We start from the raw sequence: 15,562 nt of genomic DNA, 5'->3' as shown, positions 1-15,562 counted from the left end.
ATCACTACAGGGACGCCGTTCGTCCTAGTGCCCAGGGAGTGTGCAATGACCCATGTTTTTCGTCTGCTGCTGGTGCTGTTGTGCCTGATGCCTACCGTGGGGCAGGGCAGTGACACGGCCAGCAGCGTCACCGATGGCATCCCCGCCGAATCGGCTGAACTGATCATCGCCAACCGCAGCATCTTCACCTTCAATGCCACCTTGCTCGGGGAAACCCCGGCAGCCCGGGCGCAACGGGCCGCGGCGGTGATCGAGGAAGCCCTGCGCGGCAGCGACGAGTTGCGGGTAACGGTCGACCCGATCGTCAACAGCCATATGGTGCTGCTCGGTGGCCACCGCGCCTTCATCGTCGCGCCCCAGGATGTGGGCATCAACGGCGGTGACACGCGCCTGCCCGCCGAACAGGCCGCTGCGGTGCTGCGCCAGGTGGTGGAAGAATCCGGCGAGGCGCGCAGCCTGCACTTTCTACTCAAGGCAGTGGGCTGGTCGGCCCTGGCCACCGTGATCTTCGTGGTGCTGATCAAGGCTGCCAACTGGGGGCGACGCAAGCTGCGCGGGGTGCTGACGCAGTTGATGCGCGAGCGCGCCAAGCAGATTCGCGTCGGCCAGTTGCCGCTGTTCGACATGCAGTACGTGTATCACCTGACCGATCGCCTGCTGCGCCTGTTGTACTGGGTGGTGGTCTTGCTGCTGAGCTACCAGTGGCTGAGCTTCGTGCTGTCGCAGTTCCCCTATACCCGGCCCTGGGGCGAAAGCCTCAACGTGCACCTGCTCGACCTGCTGCGCTACCTGTTGCACGGTATCCTGCAGGCCATCCCCGGCATCGCCGTGGCGCTGATGATCTTCTTCATCGCCCGCGGCATCAGCGGTTTCAGCCGGCGCATGCTGGAGCGCATGGCCCGCCCTGGCACGCTCAAGTGGCTGACCGAGGAAACCCTGCAACCGACCACCCGCCTGACCTCGCTGGCGATCTGGCTGTTCGCCCTGGTGATGGCCTACCCGTACCTGCCAGGCTCAGGTACCGATGCGTTCAAGGGCTTGTCGGTGCTGCTCGGGCTGATGATCTCACTGGGCGCTTCCAGCGTGGTGGGGCAGGCTGCAGCCGGCTTGATCCTCACCTACTCGCGCACCTTGAAGGCGGGCGAGTACGTGCGGGTGGGCGACAACGAAGGCACGGTGACCGAAGTCGGCATGTTCAACACCACCATCCGCACCGGCCTTGGCGAAGTGCTGACCTTGCCCAACTCGATGATCACCGGCTCCGTGACGCGCAACTATTCACGGGTGGTCCAGGGCCGGGGCTATATCGTCGATACCGTGGTCACCATCGGCTACGACACGCCCTGGCGCCAGGTCGAGGCGATGCTGGTGGAGGCTGCCGAGCGTACCGAGGGCATCCTCGCCAAGCCGCGGCCACAGGTATTCCAGACCGGCCTGTCGGACTTCTACCCGGAATACCGCCTGGTGGCCCAGGCCGTGCCCAGCGAGCCGCGGCCACGGGCGGAGCTGCTGAGCCTGCTACACGCCAATATCCAGGATGTGTTCAACGAGTACGGCGTGCAGATCATGTCGCCGCATTACCTGGGCGACCCGGCGCAGGAGAAGTGGGTGCCGCGGGAAAAATGGTTCACCGCACCGGCTCGGGATGCTTCCGCGAAGCCGGACGGCGAAGAGAACTAGACGTTGGCGACATGTGGGTCGCCGTACTGCCGGCGGTGCTCCAGCGGGGTCATGTCGAACCAGCGCAGGTGGGCGCGGCAGAACGAGGTGGTGCGCCGATACCCCAGCTCACCCGCGATCTGACCGACGCTCAGGCCGGTACTGCGCAGCATCTGCTGCGCCTGGCGCTGGCGCATGCCGTCCAGGTAATCCTCGAAGTCGATGCCTTCGCTGGCCAGGCGCCGCTGCAGCGTGCGTGGGTTCAGCTCCAGGGCCAGGGCCACTTGCTCCAGGGTGCAGCGTTGGCTGGGCAGCAGCATCTGGATCTTGCGCTCCACCTGAGCGCGCAGGCTGTCGCAGGGCACTGCCTGGTTTTCCAGGTAGTGACGAACGATGGCATGCAAGGCCGCATCCTGCCGCACGCAGGCCTCCTGCAGGACGTCCGCCGCCAGCACCAGGCAGTTGTGCGGCTGGTCGAACAGCACCGGGCAGTCGAAGTAACGCAGATAGCCCGTGGCCTCGCCCAGCGCCAGGTGGCGGAAGGTCACCGCCCGGGGGCGCAGGGGCGTGCCACGCAGCTCGCCGATCAGCAGCCTGGCGCCCATCACCGATTTCTCGACGACCTGCGGCGTCTGCTCGGAGCCGGGCAGGCCGTTGTCGAAATACAGCAGGCCCTGGCCGGCGCGGTGCTCCAGGCGAAAGTGAATGGCCGGGCTGTAGTGACGCATATAGCGGATCACCGCCACCAGCGCATGGCCGATGGTAGGCGCCGAGTTGGCCAGGTGGCGCAACGGGCCGACCAGGGTGGAGCCCTGGCGCAACGCCAGCTCGAGGCCGAAGCGCGGCAGGCTGAGGGCATGTGCGCTGCCCTCGAACAACTGCACCAGGTTGATGTAGGGCAAGGTCTTGCCGTAGTTGCCAACCACATCCAGGCCGATCTGCAGCGGCGCCAGGAAGTCTTGCTGCTGAGCGCCATGCTCGGCCAGAAGTTGGTCGAATTGCAGCAGAGCGCTGCCGCGAATGCTGTCCATGGAATCGCGCCTCGGTAGGCCGAGCACGTGTGATACGCCCCACTGCAGGCTCGGCCCTGCAGCGGGGTGGGGCGGTTTACTTCCTCAGGGTCTGGAACGAGCTGACCATGTCCTTGGCCCAGCCGTCGAGCACGGCTTTGGCGTCCTTGGCCTGCATGACCTGGGACGAATTCTCCAGCTCCGTGCCGGCGCCTTTGCGCACCACTTCGGCTACCACCTGGTTGGTCTCGCCGTCGAGGAACGCGGCTTCGGTGGCGATGCTGGTGTCCTGGTCGCGGATACCGGTCGCGGTGCTGATACCGGCGGCAATCAGCGCGATCGGGATGACTTCATACGGGCGCAGGCTCTTGGTCTGGGCGCTGACCGCGGTGATCGCCGGGCGCACTACCAGTACCCGTGGGCCAGGGCTCTTGGCCAGCGGCAATACCTGGGAGAAGTGGTTCTTGAGGGTCTGGTCGTAGTAGGTGGTGATGCCCTGCAGGGTCGCCTGCGGCACCTTCTCGGTCGGCTGTGGTTTCGGGTACAACTGGCTCGGTTCGATGTAGACGCTGCTGTAGCGCTTGGCGTCGATCCCTGGCTTGATCCAGCGCATCACCGGCGCGCCGGACGGCGACTCGCCTTCCTTGAGCATGCTGTAGTCCTTGAGGAAGCCCGAATACTGGTCGGACTCCACGTACTTGCTGGCACAGCCCTGCAGCATGAGCGTTGCAAGGCACAGCGATGCAGCTAACGACTTGGTATTCATGCAGCTTCTCCTTCTTACAATGATCGATGTCCTGCCGCCGCGCAGGGTGCCTCAGAATCGCCAGGTGGCGCCACCCCCGAGGATATGCAACGCACTGTTGTCGTAGCTGCCCGACAGCGTGTTGCCGGAGCGCGCCTTGGTCTGCTCGACGTCCATGTCGCCGAGCCAGACCAGGGTGTAGGCCATGTGCAGGTCGAAGCCTTCCTCGACCTGGTAATTGACGCCGGCCGCCAGCCGCCAGGCTTCGCCCATGGGGTTGTCGACGGTGCGGTCCTTGTCGTCCACGGCCGAGCTGTCGTAGCCAAGGCCCACGCTCCAGCGCCATTGCCGGGTAGCCTGGTACTGCGCCCCCACCGAGGCGTGCCAGGTGTCCTTGTACTGGCGGTCGACGGTGCGGCTGGTGTCGCCGGCGTTGCTGTCGACTTCCACGCCGACGTCGCCGAAATCGCTCCAGTCCTGCCAGTTGAGGCTGCCGAGCAGGGTCCACTGGTCGTCCAGCTCGTGGGCGATGCTGAAGGTCACGGTTTGCGGCACGTTGAGGTCGAGTTCCAGGTTGTCCGCGTCCAGGCGACGCAGGGCGACGTTGATCAAGGGGTTGCTGATGTCCTTGAGGTGCGGCTTGTCTTCGAATTCCAGCTTGACCTTGCTGGTGTAGGCCAGGCCAACACGGGTGCGCGGGTCGACTTGATAGAGCAGGCCGAGGTTGACGCCCATCCCGACGTCGGTGTCCTTGTATTCCAGTTGCCCGTCCGGCCGGTCGGCCAGGCCCAGCAGGTTGTTGTTGATGGCCATTTCGGTGCGGTAGTAGCCGAGCATGATGCGCGGGCCGACGCCGATGGACAGGTCATCGGTGAACTTGTAGGCCACCGTCGGCTGCATCGACACGCCGATCACCGCGGCTTCCTGGGTGAAGTAGCGCCCGGCCCAGTCATCGTCATAGTCCAGCGCCAGGCCGAAGTTGCCGTACATGCCGAAACCGATGGCCGCGCGTTCGTCGAGTTGGTGGCTGATGAACAGGCTGGTACCGGGCAGGTACTGCAGCGCGTTGCCGCCTTCGTTGCCGTCGAACTGGTTGTTGCTGTCGCGCGAGAAACGGATGTCGCCGAGGATCACCTGGGCGTTGGCGCTGAGCTGTGTGCCCTTGAGGCGGGTGATGCCGGCCGGGTTGCTCATTAGCACGCTGGGGTCGTTGGCCAGGGCGGCGGAACCGGCGTTGGCCAGGCCGTTGCCCTCCTGGCCGGCTTCGTAGATGAGGATGCCACCGGCCCAGGCGCCCGTGCCGGGCACCGCCGCCGCGCAGGCCAGGGCGAGCGCCGCACAACCGCGTTGCAACCTCATGATGCAAGGTACCGGGCTGGGCGGGTCGACGTGTAGACGGTAAGGTGGCCTTGGCGCTTGCAAAACCTGTGGATCGATTCCATCACACGCTCCTTGGTGATCTGAAGCGCCGTACCGTTGAGGGCAACTGCCAGCGTGAAAAATGAAGCTTGGTTCAAGCAGGGTAGCGGGTTGAAATGCCGCCATGGTCAGGCATGGCTTTCATTTCACGACATCTGGCCAAGTTTGAATAAGACGCAGATAACAGCGGTTCGCGTTGATACTTTAGACGACACATCTTGTCTCGCAAGTTTTCCCCGGAGGCTGGTTGGCGGGCTTCCCGAGGCATTGCTGGACAATTCGATTCAGCCCTCAGGCGAAGGCAATGATGATGGGCCCGCAGACGGCCAGCAGTACATTGGAAACGGCATAGCAGACGGTAAAGCCGATGACGGGCGTGTTGCTGCCGGACTGTTCGATGATCTTGTTCATCGACGCGGCTTCGGTTTGTGCTCCGGCCAGCGCACCGAACAGGATCATCGGATGCAGGCGCAGGATGTAGCGCCCGAAGAACAGCGTGACCAAGGGCGGAATGAGGGTCACCAGGGCGCCTGCGACCAGCAGGTCCAGGCCTTGTTCTTTGATCGCCGTCAGCGCTGCAGGGCCCGCCAGCAGGCCGACCACGGCACCGAAGGCGGTTAGGCCGAACTCCGAGAAGGCCCATTGCGCCGCTGGGGGCAACGCACCGAACTCGGGGTGTCGCGAGTTGTACCAACCGATCAGCAAGCCGGTCAGCAGGATGCCGCCGCCGATGCCCAGCTCCACCGGGATCATGCCGATATGGGTCGACAGCAGGCCGGCCAGCGATCCCAGCACCAGCCCCAGGGCGTGCAGGGCGATATCGCTGCGGTAGCTCGCTTCACGGATGCGCCCCACCTGCACGGCCAGCGCCTCGACACTGGCGGCGCGGCCGGTCAGGCTGATGACGTCGCCGCGGCGCAGCACCGTTTCGGGCAACAGCGGCAGCGGCAGGCCCTGGCGGGAAATGCCGGTGAGGAAGCAGCCCATGCGCTCGGTTCCGGTCAGCGCCGCTTTCACCTGGTGCAGGGTGCGCCCGGCCAGGCGCGGGTTGGTCAGCACGATGTCTGCGCTGCGGGTCGGGAACGACAGGCTGTCGGGGTGATCCACCTCCGCGCCGATCCAGTCGTGCAGGTCGCTGACCGCCTCGCGCAGGGCATAGATGCCGAGAATGTCGCCGCTGGCCAGGACCAGCGTCGGGTCGCGGTCGAAGGCTTGCCCGCCGCGGGTGATGCGCTCGACGCTCAAAGAAGGGTGCAGGGCTTCGATGTCGGCAATGCTCAGGCCGATGGCCGTGTCCGCATCGAGGCGATGGGCGCGCACCACGATGCGGGTGTAGGGGATGCTGATGGCGTCCTCGTCACGCTCGATGCCCAGTTCGCGTTCCAGTTCCTGGGCACTGGCGCGCAGGTCGACGCCGAGCAGGCGTGGCGCCAGGCTGCCGACGAAGACGATCAGGCCGACCGTGCCGAACACGTAGGTGATGGCGTAAGCCACCGCCATGTGGCTGTTGAGGGTGGCCTTGGCCACATCGTCCAGTGGCAGCTGGGCGATAGCACTGCTGGCGGTGCCCATGATGGCGGTGTCGGTGAGGGCGCCGGCGCCAAGGCCTGCGGTAAAGCCTGCGTCGAAGCCGTAGAAGGCGTTCATCGCCAGGATCACCGCCAGCGCGGTCGCGCACAGCACCACCGACAGCAGCACCAGCTTGAGGGTGCCACGGTTGAGGCTGCCGAAGAATTCCGGGCCGCTCTTGAAGCCCACCGCGTAGATGAACAGGGCGAAGAACACCGACTTGAGTGCGTGGGGCACCTCAAGGCCGACCTGGCCGATCAGCAAGCCCATCAGCAAGGCCCCGGCCACCGAGCCGAGGTGGAAGCTGCCAAGCTTCACCCGGCCCAGCAGGATGCCCAGGGCGATGGCCAGGAACACCGCGATTTCCGGGTTGGCTCGCAACGCATTGACGGCCAGGTCGATCATCCCGCACTCCTTCGATGGGCGCATTCCCGCAGACCTGCTTGAGTATGCGCACAAAAGAAGGAGGGGCCACGCCTGTCGTCAAATGTTCAGGCGCTCGCTCAGCGCAGGCGCAGTACCCGATCCAGCGACAGGGCGCCGGCGCCCCGGCCGATCAGCAGCAGGAGCAGCCCGGCCCAGGACAGGTGGGTCGGCCAGGCGTCGGGGTAGACGAACACCTCGATCACCGTGGTCATGCCCAGCAAGGCCAGGGCCGACAGGCGGGTGAACAGGCCGAGCACCAGCAGCAGCGGAAACAGGTGTTCGGCATAGGTCGCCAGGTGCGCCGCCAGCCAGGGGGAAATCAGCGGCAAGGCGTAGTCGGTCTGGAACAGGTCGTAGGTGCTGGGCGTGATGCTCAGCAGCCCCTCGACCTTGGTGCGGCCGGACATGAAGAACACCGAGGCGATGCCGAGCCGCGCCACCAGGCACAGCACGCTGTCGCTCAACCAGCCGTGCACGTGCTCGGCCAGGCTGTTCCAGCGCTGGCGCAGGGTATGGGTGGGGGCGTTGGAGCGGATCGTGTCCATGGCCGTTACCTTCAGGCGAATGTGAGGGGGAGAAAGGCCTTGGCCTGCAGCAACCGGCCGAGCAGGTCGCTGAAGTCCAGGTCGGGTTGGGTTTGCTGGGCGATTTGCGAGGCCACTTGCAGCGACTGGCCTGCCGCACAGGCATCGAGGAAGGCGCAGGCGCCGATTTGCAAAGGTTGATGGCTGACGCCGTCGCTGTCGCCACTCAACAGGGCACCTTCGGCCACCCAAGGGTGATCCGCCGACCACGGCAAACCCTCGCGGCTGACGCGCCACAGGCTGTAAGCCGGGTGCGCGTCGAACCACTGCCAGCGCACGCAGCTTCGAGGTGCCAGGTGGCCGCGCTCAAGGTCGGTGGCGGTCATGCCGGCCAGGTCGCTCAGGGTCAGGTACGGCTCCTGGTGGGCGCTGAACACTTCGCACCAGTACCAGTCCAGGCGTGCTACGTCGGCCAGGTAAGGCACGTCCTGGCTGGCCTGCAGCGCTTGCATAAAGGCCGGGAAGCCTGCGCCGTAGCGGATCAGCCGGGCATCGTCCGGCGGCGTTTGTTGCGCATAGGCACCGGTTGCGTCATGCATCCAGCCGGTACCCACCAGTGTCTCGACGCTGGGGAAGTTGGCGCGCAGTGCCTCGACACAGCCGCACAGCACGGTATTGCGGTAGACCGCGAACGCCGCTTGCTCGGTAAGGCTGGCCAGCGCCGGGGCAGGGCGCTGGTACAGCGCTTCGACGAAAGCGTCCTGGAATTGGCCGAGGGACAGGTTCATGACAGGGCTCCTGCGCTGGCGAGGGTCGCCTGGGCGATGGCGCGTTCGGCCAGCAATTCACTGAACGCGGGGAGGTTGCCGTCGCGTTCGATAAGCGTCGGGCGTGGGCCGATACGGGCGATCAGGTGGCGGTACAAGGCCCAGACCGGTTCGGCGATGGCCGCGTCGTGGGAGTCGATGAGCAGGGCCGCCTGGTCGTCCTGGCTGTACCCGGCAAGGTGCACCTCGCTGATGGCCTGGGCCGGAAAACGGTCGAGGTAGCCCGCCGCGTCGAAGCCCAGGTTGTGCGCGCTGACATGCACATTGTTGACGTCCAGCAACAGCGTGCAGCCGGTGCGGCGTGCCAGTTCGGTGAGAAAGTCGATTTCGTCCCAGTCGTGGCCGTCGAGGTGCAGGTAGTGGCTGGGGTTTTCCAGGGCAATGCTGCGGCCCAGGGCCTCCTGAGTGCGCAAGATGTTCTCGCTGATGCGCTTCAATGCCTCATCGCTGCGTGGAAACGGCAGCAGGTCGGGGTGGTACTGGCCACGCCAGGTGGACCAGGCCAGGTGCTCGGACACCAGCACTGGCCTGACCCGCTCGATCAGTGCGCGCAGGCGCCGCAGGTGGCCGGCATCCGGCTCGGCGTCGGCTGCCAGCGACAGCGCCACGCCGTGCAGCGACAGCGCATGGCGTTCGGCCATGCGCTCCAGCCAGGCCCGGCGCGGCCCGCCGACCATGTAGTTTTCCGGGTGCACTTCGTACCACAGCCCTTCGGCATCACACGCCAGGGCCTGGTCATAGTGCTCGGCCTTGAGGCCGAGCCCGGCGCCCAGGGGGTTGCTGCGGTTCATGGTCGGCAGCCTCCACTCAGGACTTGATCGGGGTGAGCGAGCCCATACCGTTAGGGGTCTTGATTTCGGTGCAGGTGCCGGCCTTGACGTTTTTCCAGTGCATGCCGTCGTAGTCTTTCTTCGCGCTGCCTGCGCAGGTGGTGCCGGCGCCGGCCTTGCAGTCGTTCTTGCCGGCCATGGCAACGCCGTAGCATTTTTCCATGGCCGGGGCGGTGCTTGGGGTGTTGCCTGCCACGGCGACACCGGCCAGCGAAGCGAGGGCCAGGGCGGCGGCAGTGAGGGCGATGTTGTTCATGGTGATCACTCCAGAGTAGGGGGCCGTGGCGAATTACCGACGGCTCATTGAGTAGTTCGTGGTGATCGGCGTGGCGGTTACAGCGCCAAAAAAAATTTTTCACGGCCAGGCCAATCTCCTGCTGCGCACACGCCAGCGTCTATGGTTCGATAAAAAGAAACCCTTCCCGGGTGTAACCTTGGCGCGCCATGCAACGAAATAACTCACAGGACGTGCTTTGCGAACGCGAGACGCAACTACAGGCGCTACTGCTGCGCGGCCTCTCGGGCGACGCACGGGCTTACCGCGAGTTTCTCGCGGCGCTGGCATTGCACCTGCGCGGTTTTCTCCGGCGGCGCCTCGCACAACGCCCCGCCGAAGTCGAAGACCTGTTGCAGGAGGTGCTGCTGGCCGTGCACAACGCCCGCGAAACCTATCAACCGCAGCAGCCGCTGACGGCCTGGGTGCAGGCCATCGCCCGCTACAAGCTGGTCGATTACCTGCGCCGTTATGGCCAGCGCGAAACGCGGCACGAGAGCCTGGAGGAGGACAGCGACCTGTTCGCCGCCAGTGACGAAGCGCCCGCCGAGGCCCGCCGCGACCTTGGCAAACTGCTGGGGCAGTTGCCCGAGCGCCAGCGCCTGCCGATCGTGCACGTCAAGCTCGAAGGCTTGTCGGTGGAGGAAACGGCGCGTATCACAGGGTTGTCCAGTTCGGCGGTCAAGGTAGGCATCCACCGCGGGCTCAAGGCCCTGGCCAGGCTGATTCGAGGTAGTGACGATGATGAAAACCGATGAACTGATTGATCTGCTGGCCAGCGGGGAAGGGCCGGTGGACCGGCATGCGCTGGCCCGGCGGCTGGCCCAGGCGCTGCTGGGCGGCCTGCTCGGCGCGCTGCTGCTGACGGTGGCGCTCTACGGGGTGCGTAGCGACCTGGCCGAGGTGGCGCGCACGCCGGTGTTCTGGGCCAAGCTGGCGTTGCCCGGCAGCCTGGCGCTGCTCGGGTTGTGGCTGACCCAGCGCCTGGCCAGGCCGGGCGTGAAAGGGGGGGCCGTGTGGGGCCTGCTTGGCGTACCGCTGCTGCTGGTGTGGCTGGGTGCGGCCATCAGCCTGGCAGGCGCACCGGTGGAGGCCCGTGCCGAGCTGGTCTTCGGGCGCACCTGGCGCACCTGTGCGCTCAATATCACGCTGCTTTCGGCGCCGCTTTTCGTCGCCGTGTTCTGGGCCTTGCGCGGCCTGGCACCCACGCGCCTGCGCCAGGCCGGCGCCGCCGGCGGCCTGCTGGCGGGCGCCACGGCAACGCTTGCCTATTGCCTGCACTGTCCGGAAATGGAGGTGCCGTTCTGGGGCGTGTGGTACCTGCTGGGTATGCTGCTGCCCACCGCGCTGGGGGCGGCATTGGGCCCGCGCCTGCTACGCTGGTAGAACTGCGGGGAGGTTTTCCGCTAGAATGCCGCCCGGGTGCTAGCTGCACGAAGCAGTGAAGCAGGTTAAACAACTACGCAGGTCGGGCCGCCTTGCGGGAGTACTTGCGCCCATGCAAAAACATGTAATGCCCCGTGCCCAGCGAATCGCCCAGCGCGCATTCGCCAACCTCGAGCGCTTCCTGCACATCGAAGCCGTCAGCGGCATCGTCCTGCTGATTGCCGCCGTGGCAGCGCTGATCTGGGCGAACTCGCCCGCCGCCGCCAGCTACGATGCCCTCTGGCATGCACCCGTGACCTTCGGTATCGGCTCGCTGGTGTTCTCCCAATCCCTGCACTTCTGGGTCAACGATGGCCTGATGACCATTTTCTTCCTGGTCGTCGGCATGGAAATTCGCCGCGAGATCCATGAAGGCGCGCTGTCCAGCCTGCGCCAGGCCACGCTGCCCATGGCGGCGGCGGTCGGCGGGGTGGCCGTGCCCGCGCTGTTTTACCTGGCGTTCAGTCATGCGCCTGCCGAGCAGCAAGGCTGGGCGGTGCCCACCGCTACCGACATTGCCTTCGCGGTCGGCGTGCTGGCCTTGCTCGGCAAGTCGATCCCGTCGAACGTGCGGGTGTTCCTGCTGGCCCTGGCGATCATCGACGACATCATCGCCGTGCTGATCATCGCTTTCTTCTACACCGGCGGGCTGGACTACAGCGGCTTCGCGGTCGCCGGGGTCGGCCTGCTGCTGGTCATCGGCCTGCAGAAGATCGGCGTCGGTTCGGCCTATGCCTACGTGGTGCCTGGCGCCATCGTCTGGCTGGGCGTGCTGATGACCGGCGCCCACCCGACCCTGGCGGGTGTGATCCTCGGCCTGATGACCCCGGTCCGCTCGATCCCCCTGGGCCAGCGCCCAGTGGAGGCCATCAGCAACGTTACCAACGAACTGCTCGGCCGCGCCAAGGCGCCAGAGGGCGATAGCAGCAGCCTGATGGACCCGTTGAAGCAGCTGCGCCTGGCCCAGCGCGAGCTGGTGCCGCCGGTAACCCGTGTGCAAACCAGCCTGCACCCCTGGGTGGCCTACGGCATCATGCCGGTGTTCGCCTTGGCCAATGCCGGTGTCGGGCTGTCGGGGATCGACCTGTCGGCCAGCGGGCCTTACTGGGTGATGGTGGCGGTGGCGGTGGCGCTGGTGGCGGGCAAGCCCCTGGGCATCGTGCTGGTCAGCTGGCTGATGGTGCGCCTGGGCTGGTGCTCGCTGCCGGCGGGGGTGACCTGGCGCAGCATCACCCTGATCGGCCTGTTGGCGGGTATCGGCTTCACCATGTCGATCTTCATCGCCAACCTGGCCTTTGCTGACCCGGGCGCTTTGGGCGCAGCCAAGCTGGGTGTGCTGTCGGGGTCGGTGATCGCTGCCGTGCTGGGCTTGGCGTGGGGCACCTGGAGCCTGCGCAAGGCGGCCAAGGTCGTTCACGCTGAAGCGCGCTGACCGCTAGCTGGTAAGGGGGCTGCTATGCAGCCCATCGCCGGCAAGCCGGCTCCCACATGGACCGCATCGACTTCATGTCATGCACAATCCTGTGGGAGCCGGCTTGCCGGCGATGGCGGCCCCAATCACTCAGTGCGCCTGTTCCAGGCGCCGCTTGCGGGGAGCATGAACGTCCCCATGGCCGTCCTCTTCCGCTAGCACCGGCACCTCGTTACCGTCGCAGTCGAACAACTTGCCATCGCGGAAGAAATCGCCGTCGTTCAGCCCGGCGATGTCGCGGTAGCGCAGGGTACGCTCACTGGCAGCGACGAACACCGATTGCTGGTCGGAGTTGCCAGCACGCAGGTGGTTGAACAGCAGGTTGAGCAGAATCGCCATGATCGCCGCCGAGCTGATGCCGGAGTGGAAAATGGTTTCGAACCAGGCCGGGAAGTGGTGGTAGAACCCAGGCGCGGCAATCGGGATCATGCCGAAACCGATCGAGGTGGCGACGATGATCAGGTTCATGTTGTTGCGGTAGTCGACCTGGGCCAGGGTGCGGATACCACTGGCCGCAACCGTGCCGAACAGCACCACGCCAGCGCCGCCGAGCACCGCGGTAGGCACGGCGGCAATCAACCGCCCCATCACCGGCAACAGCCCCAGCGTCACCAGGATCAGCCCCGCAGACGCCACCACATAGCGGCTTTTCACGCCCGTCACCGCAACCAGGCCGACGTTCTGCGCGAAGGCACTTTGGGTGAACGAGCCGAACACCGGCGCCAGGGCGCTGGAGATCATGTCCGCACGCAGACCGTTGCCCAGGCGTTTGGAGTCGACCTTGGTGTCGATGATCTCGCCGACGGCGAGGATGTCGGCGGAGGTCTCGACCATGGTCACCACGATCACGATCAGCATCGACAGGATCGCCGCCACCTGGAACTGCGGCGCACCCAGCGGCAGCACCTGCGGCAGCGCGACGATCGAACCTTCCAGCACCTGTGAAAAGTCGGCCATGCCAAAGGCCAGGGCCACCAGGGTGCCGATCACCATGGCCAGCAGAATCGACAGCCGCGAAATGCTCGCGCTGCCGAGTTTGCTGAGCAGTAGCACGGTGGCCAGGGTGAACGCTGCCAGGGCGATGTTGGACGTACTGCCAAAATCCGCCGCCTGGCTGTTGCCGCCCATGGCCCAGCGCGCCGTCACCGGCATCAGGGTCAGGCCGATGGTGGTGATGACGATGCCCGTCACCAATGGCGGGAAGAACTGGGTGATGCGTGAGAACAGCGGAGTGATCAGCAGGCCGATCAGCGACGCGGCAATCACCGCGCCGAACACCACGGCAAGGCCGCCCTGACCGTCGTTGCCGAGGATCGCGATCATGGTCGCCACGCCCGCGAACGACACGCCCTGGACCAGCGGTAACTGGCAGCCGAAGAAGGGAATGCCCAGCGTCTGCAGCAAAGTAGCCAGGCCACCGGCGAACAGCGAGGCAGCGATCAGCAGGCCGACGTCGGCGGGGGCCAGGCCTGCAGCCTGGCCGATGATCAGCGGAACGGCAACGATGCCACCATACATCGTCAGCACATGTTGCAGCCCGTAGGCCAGGTTTGCGCCGACGCCGAGGTTCTCGTCTTCCGGACGAGGTGTAGCGGGAGAAGTCATGGTGAGTAGCTCGCTTTTGTTTTTTTTGATGCGTCTAACAGCACGGTCTCAGTCGCGGTGGGTGAAGCGGTGTAGAAGAGGGCAGGCCGTTGCTTCAAGGCGACGGGCAACGGCCTGGGTGGATCACTCGCCGATCACCAGTTGGCGTGCCAGCTGGTTGTGGCGCTCCAGCACCCGCGGCAGGTCGACGGTGGTGATACGACCGTCCTTGACCACCACGCGGCCGTTGATGACGCTGGTGTCAACGTGGGTTGGGGTGCAGAACACCAGGGCCGCCAGCGGGTCGTGCAGGGCACCGGCATAGGCCACGTGGTTCAGGCTGAAGGCGACCAGGTCGGCCACCATGCCCGGGGCGAGGGCACCAATATCGTTACGGTTGAGCACCTTGGCACCGCCGAGGGTGGCGATTTCCAGGGCCTCGCGCGCGGTCATCGCGTCGGGGCCGAAGCCGACCCGTTGCAACAGTAGGGCCTGGCGCACTTCGCCGATCATGCTGGCGCCGTCGTTGGAGGCCGAACCGTCCACGCCCAGGCCCACCGGCACGCCGTGGTCGCGCATCTTGCGGATCGGCGCGATGCCCGAGGCCAGGCGCATGTTCGAGCACGGGCAGTGCGCCACCCCGGTACCGGTGCGGGCGAACAGTTCGATGCCGTGCTGGTCGAGCTGCACGCAGTGGGCGTGCCACACATCGTGGCCGACCCAGCCCAGGTCTTCGGCGTACTCGGCAGGGGTCATGCCGAATTTCTCGCGGCTGTAGGCGATGTCGTTGACGTTCTCGGCCAGGTGGGTGTGCATCGACACGCCGTACTGGCGTGCCAGTACGGCCGCTTCGCGCATCAGGTCGCGGCTGACCGAGAACGGCGAGCAGGGCGCCACCACCACGCGCAGCATCGAGCCATGGCTGGCGTCGTGGTAGTCCTCGATCAGGCGCTGGGATTCCTTGAGAATCGCGCTCTCCTTCTCCACCACCGAATCCGGTGGCAGGCCGCCTTGGCTTTGGCCCACGCTCATGCTGCCGCGCGCGGCATGGAAGCGCATGCCGATTTCCTCGGCGGCGTGGATGCTGTCGTCGAGCTTGCAGCCGTTGGGGTAGATGTACAGGTGGTCGCTGGAGGTTGTGCAGCCGGACAGGATCAGCTCGGCCATGGCGGTCTGGGTCGAGACCGAGATCATTTCAGGGGTCAAACGGGCCCAGATCGGGTACAGGTTGGTCAGCCAGTTGAACAGCTCGCCGTCCTGCGCCGCTGGCACCACGCGGGTGAGGCTCTGGTACATGTGGTGGTGGGTGTTGACCAGGCCGGGGATGACCACTTTGCCGGTCATGTCGAGAATCTCGTCGGCGTGCTGGGGCAGTTCGTCGCTGGGGCCGACCTGCTTGATCAGGTTGTCCTCGATGTACAGGCCGCCGCGTCTGATCTCGCGGCGTTGGCCGTCCATCGTCACCAGCAGTTCGGCGTTCTTGATCAGTAATGTCTTGGGCATAGGTGTTCCACTCCCGCGTGGGGTTCGGGTTGCAATTCGAGGTTTGCAGACACCCGGTTTTCGATTAGAGCCTAACCCTAGAAACCAGGTGCTGAGTTTCCACAAGGTTCGTTAGCGCAGCAGCGCACGCGTCGACGCCGCCGGAGCACATGGGCTAGGCGTGAGGCGGTGGGGGGTGTGCTGGGAAAACGGAACCGCGGCGAATGCAGTGATTCGCGCAGGGGGCTCGGAGGGGGCGAGCAGGTAGGGGTAAGGCATGGCTTTAGCCTGTCGCAATACGCAGCGGCGATTACCGG

General features: G+C 65.8%; 14 protein-coding genes. 4 read left to right on the top strand and 10 right to left on the bottom strand.

Annotation, left to right across the window (positions count from 1 at the left end; translation table 11 throughout):
* Positions 1 to 45: 45 nt before the first annotated feature.
* Positions 46 to 1,680, top strand: a complete 1,635-nt coding sequence (locus tag ACIPZB_RS18305) for a mechanosensitive ion channel family protein (protein WP_400641957.1) — start codon at positions 46 to 48, stop codon at positions 1,678 to 1,680.
* Here the strand turns inward: ACIPZB_RS18305 and ACIPZB_RS18300 are convergent.
* The 8 genes from ACIPZB_RS18300 to ACIPZB_RS18265 form a co-directional block, all read right to left on the bottom strand.
* Positions 1,677 to 2,690, bottom strand: a complete 1,014-nt coding sequence (locus ACIPZB_RS18300; protein ID WP_400641956.1) for an AraC family transcriptional regulator ligand-binding domain-containing protein — start codon at positions 2,688 to 2,690, stop codon at positions 1,677 to 1,679. The two genes, ACIPZB_RS18305 and ACIPZB_RS18300, sit on opposite strands and share 4 nt — an antisense overlap.
* Before the next feature lie 76 nt (positions 2,691 to 2,766).
* The gene (locus ACIPZB_RS18295; RefSeq protein ID WP_400641955.1) at positions 2,767 to 3,435 is read right to left on the bottom strand and encodes a DUF3313 domain-containing protein; all 669 of its coding nucleotides are present in this window, start codon (positions 3,433 to 3,435) and stop codon (positions 2,767 to 2,769) included.
* Between the two features lie 51 nt (positions 3,436 to 3,486).
* Complete coding sequence (locus ACIPZB_RS18290; RefSeq protein ID WP_400641954.1) at positions 3,487 to 4,773, bottom strand: OmpP1/FadL family transporter; 1,287 nt, start codon at positions 4,771 to 4,773, stop codon at positions 3,487 to 3,489.
* 351 nt (positions 4,774 to 5,124) lie between these two features.
* Entirely contained in the window at positions 5,125 to 6,807 is a 1,683-nt protein-coding gene (aspT, locus tag ACIPZB_RS18285; protein ID WP_400641953.1) for an aspartate-alanine antiporter, read from the bottom strand.
* A gap of 98 nt (positions 6,808 to 6,905) precedes the next feature.
* A complete protein-coding gene (locus ACIPZB_RS18280; RefSeq protein WP_400641952.1) occupies positions 6,906 to 7,373 on the bottom strand; it encodes a DoxX family protein in 468 nt (155 codons plus the stop codon).
* An 11-nt stretch (positions 7,374 to 7,384) separates the two neighbouring features.
* On the bottom strand, positions 7,385 to 8,140 hold the full coding sequence (locus ACIPZB_RS18275) for a DNA-binding domain-containing protein (protein WP_400641951.1): 756 nt from the start codon (positions 8,138 to 8,140) through the stop codon (positions 7,385 to 7,387).
* Positions 8,137 to 8,970: a DUF692 domain-containing protein gene (locus ACIPZB_RS18270; protein ID WP_400641950.1), complete on the bottom strand. Its 834-nt coding sequence runs from the start codon at positions 8,968 to 8,970 to the stop codon at positions 8,137 to 8,139. The genes ACIPZB_RS18275 and ACIPZB_RS18270 overlap by 4 nt, the downstream gene beginning before the upstream one ends.
* Before the next feature lie 16 nt (positions 8,971 to 8,986).
* A complete protein-coding gene (locus ACIPZB_RS18265; RefSeq protein WP_400641949.1) occupies positions 8,987 to 9,265 on the bottom strand; it encodes a DUF2282 domain-containing protein in 279 nt (92 codons plus the stop codon).
* A 188-nt stretch (positions 9,266 to 9,453) separates the two neighbouring features.
* Between ACIPZB_RS18265 and ACIPZB_RS18260 the strand changes: the two genes are divergently transcribed.
* The 3 genes from ACIPZB_RS18260 (at position 9,454) to nhaA (ending at position 12,140) form a co-directional block, all read left to right on the top strand.
* Positions 9,454 to 10,041: a sigma-70 family RNA polymerase sigma factor gene (locus ACIPZB_RS18260; protein ID WP_400641948.1), complete on the top strand. Its 588-nt coding sequence runs from the start codon at positions 9,454 to 9,456 to the stop codon at positions 10,039 to 10,041.
* On the top strand, positions 10,028 to 10,669 hold the full coding sequence (locus ACIPZB_RS18255) for a DUF1109 domain-containing protein (RefSeq protein ID WP_400641947.1): 642 nt from the start codon (positions 10,028 to 10,030) through the stop codon (positions 10,667 to 10,669). Before ACIPZB_RS18260 ends, ACIPZB_RS18255 begins: the two co-directional genes overlap by 14 nt.
* 112 nt (positions 10,670 to 10,781) lie before the next feature.
* Complete coding sequence (nhaA, locus tag ACIPZB_RS18250; RefSeq protein WP_400641946.1) at positions 10,782 to 12,140, top strand: Na+/H+ antiporter NhaA; 1,359 nt, start codon at positions 10,782 to 10,784, stop codon at positions 12,138 to 12,140.
* Between the two features lie 129 nt (positions 12,141 to 12,269).
* Here the strand turns inward: nhaA and ACIPZB_RS18245 are convergent, their stop codons facing one another.
* Entirely contained in the window at positions 12,270 to 13,784 is a 1,515-nt protein-coding gene (locus ACIPZB_RS18245) for a nucleobase:cation symporter-2 family protein (protein ID WP_400641945.1), read from the bottom strand.
* Between the two features lie 123 nt (positions 13,785 to 13,907).
* The gene (locus tag ACIPZB_RS18240; protein ID WP_400641944.1) at positions 13,908 to 15,266 is read right to left on the bottom strand and encodes an 8-oxoguanine deaminase; all 1,359 of its coding nucleotides are present in this window, start codon (positions 15,264 to 15,266) and stop codon (positions 13,908 to 13,910) included.
* Between the last annotated feature and the right edge of the window lie 296 nt (positions 15,267 to 15,562).

Origin of the sequence: Pseudomonas sp. NPDC089396, from assembly GCF_044749545.1 — a bacterium.
In the GTDB taxonomy this organism is placed as follows: Bacteria; Pseudomonadota; Gammaproteobacteria; order Pseudomonadales; family Pseudomonadaceae; genus Aquipseudomonas.
This window is presented reverse-complemented; position numbering and strand designations above follow the sequence as displayed.

Excerpts from the sequence above, each read along its gene's own strand:
- ACIPZB_RS18245 (WP_400641945.1), bottom strand. The coding sequence starts at position 13,784 with ATGACTTCTCCCGCTACACCTCGTCCGGAAGACGAGAACCTCGGCGTC.
- nhaA (WP_400641946.1), top strand. The coding sequence starts at position 10,782 with ATGCAAAAACATGTAATGCCCCGTGCCCAGCGAATCGCCCAGCGCGCA.
- ACIPZB_RS18295 (WP_400641955.1), bottom strand. The coding sequence starts at position 3,435 with ATGAATACCAAGTCGTTAGCTGCATCGCTGTGCCTTGCAACGCTCATG.
- aspT (WP_400641953.1), bottom strand. The coding sequence starts at position 6,807 with ATGATCGACCTGGCCGTCAATGCGTTGCGAGCCAACCCGGAAATCGCG.
- ACIPZB_RS18265 (WP_400641949.1), bottom strand. The coding sequence starts at position 9,265 with ATGAACAACATCGCCCTCACTGCCGCCGCCCTGGCCCTCGCTTCGCTG.
- ACIPZB_RS18305 (WP_400641957.1), top strand. The coding sequence starts at position 46 with ATGACCCATGTTTTTCGTCTGCTGCTGGTGCTGTTGTGCCTGATGCCT.
- ACIPZB_RS18270 (WP_400641950.1), bottom strand. The coding sequence starts at position 8,970 with ATGAACCGCAGCAACCCCCTGGGCGCCGGGCTCGGCCTCAAGGCCGAG.
- ACIPZB_RS18275 (WP_400641951.1), bottom strand. The coding sequence starts at position 8,140 with ATGAACCTGTCCCTCGGCCAATTCCAGGACGCTTTCGTCGAAGCGCTG.
- ACIPZB_RS18300 (WP_400641956.1), bottom strand. The coding sequence starts at position 2,690 with ATGGACAGCATTCGCGGCAGCGCTCTGCTGCAATTCGACCAACTTCTG.
- ACIPZB_RS18255 (WP_400641947.1), top strand. The coding sequence starts at position 10,028 with ATGAAAACCGATGAACTGATTGATCTGCTGGCCAGCGGGGAAGGGCCG.
- ACIPZB_RS18290 (WP_400641954.1), bottom strand. The coding sequence starts at position 4,773 with ATGAGGTTGCAACGCGGTTGTGCGGCGCTCGCCCTGGCCTGCGCGGCG.
- ACIPZB_RS18240 (WP_400641944.1), bottom strand. The coding sequence starts at position 15,266 with ATGCCCAAGACATTACTGATCAAGAACGCCGAACTGCTGGTGACGATG.
- ACIPZB_RS18280 (WP_400641952.1), bottom strand. The coding sequence starts at position 7,373 with ATGGACACGATCCGCTCCAACGCCCCCACCCATACCCTGCGCCAGCGC.
- ACIPZB_RS18260 (WP_400641948.1), top strand. The coding sequence starts at position 9,454 with ATGCAACGAAATAACTCACAGGACGTGCTTTGCGAACGCGAGACGCAA.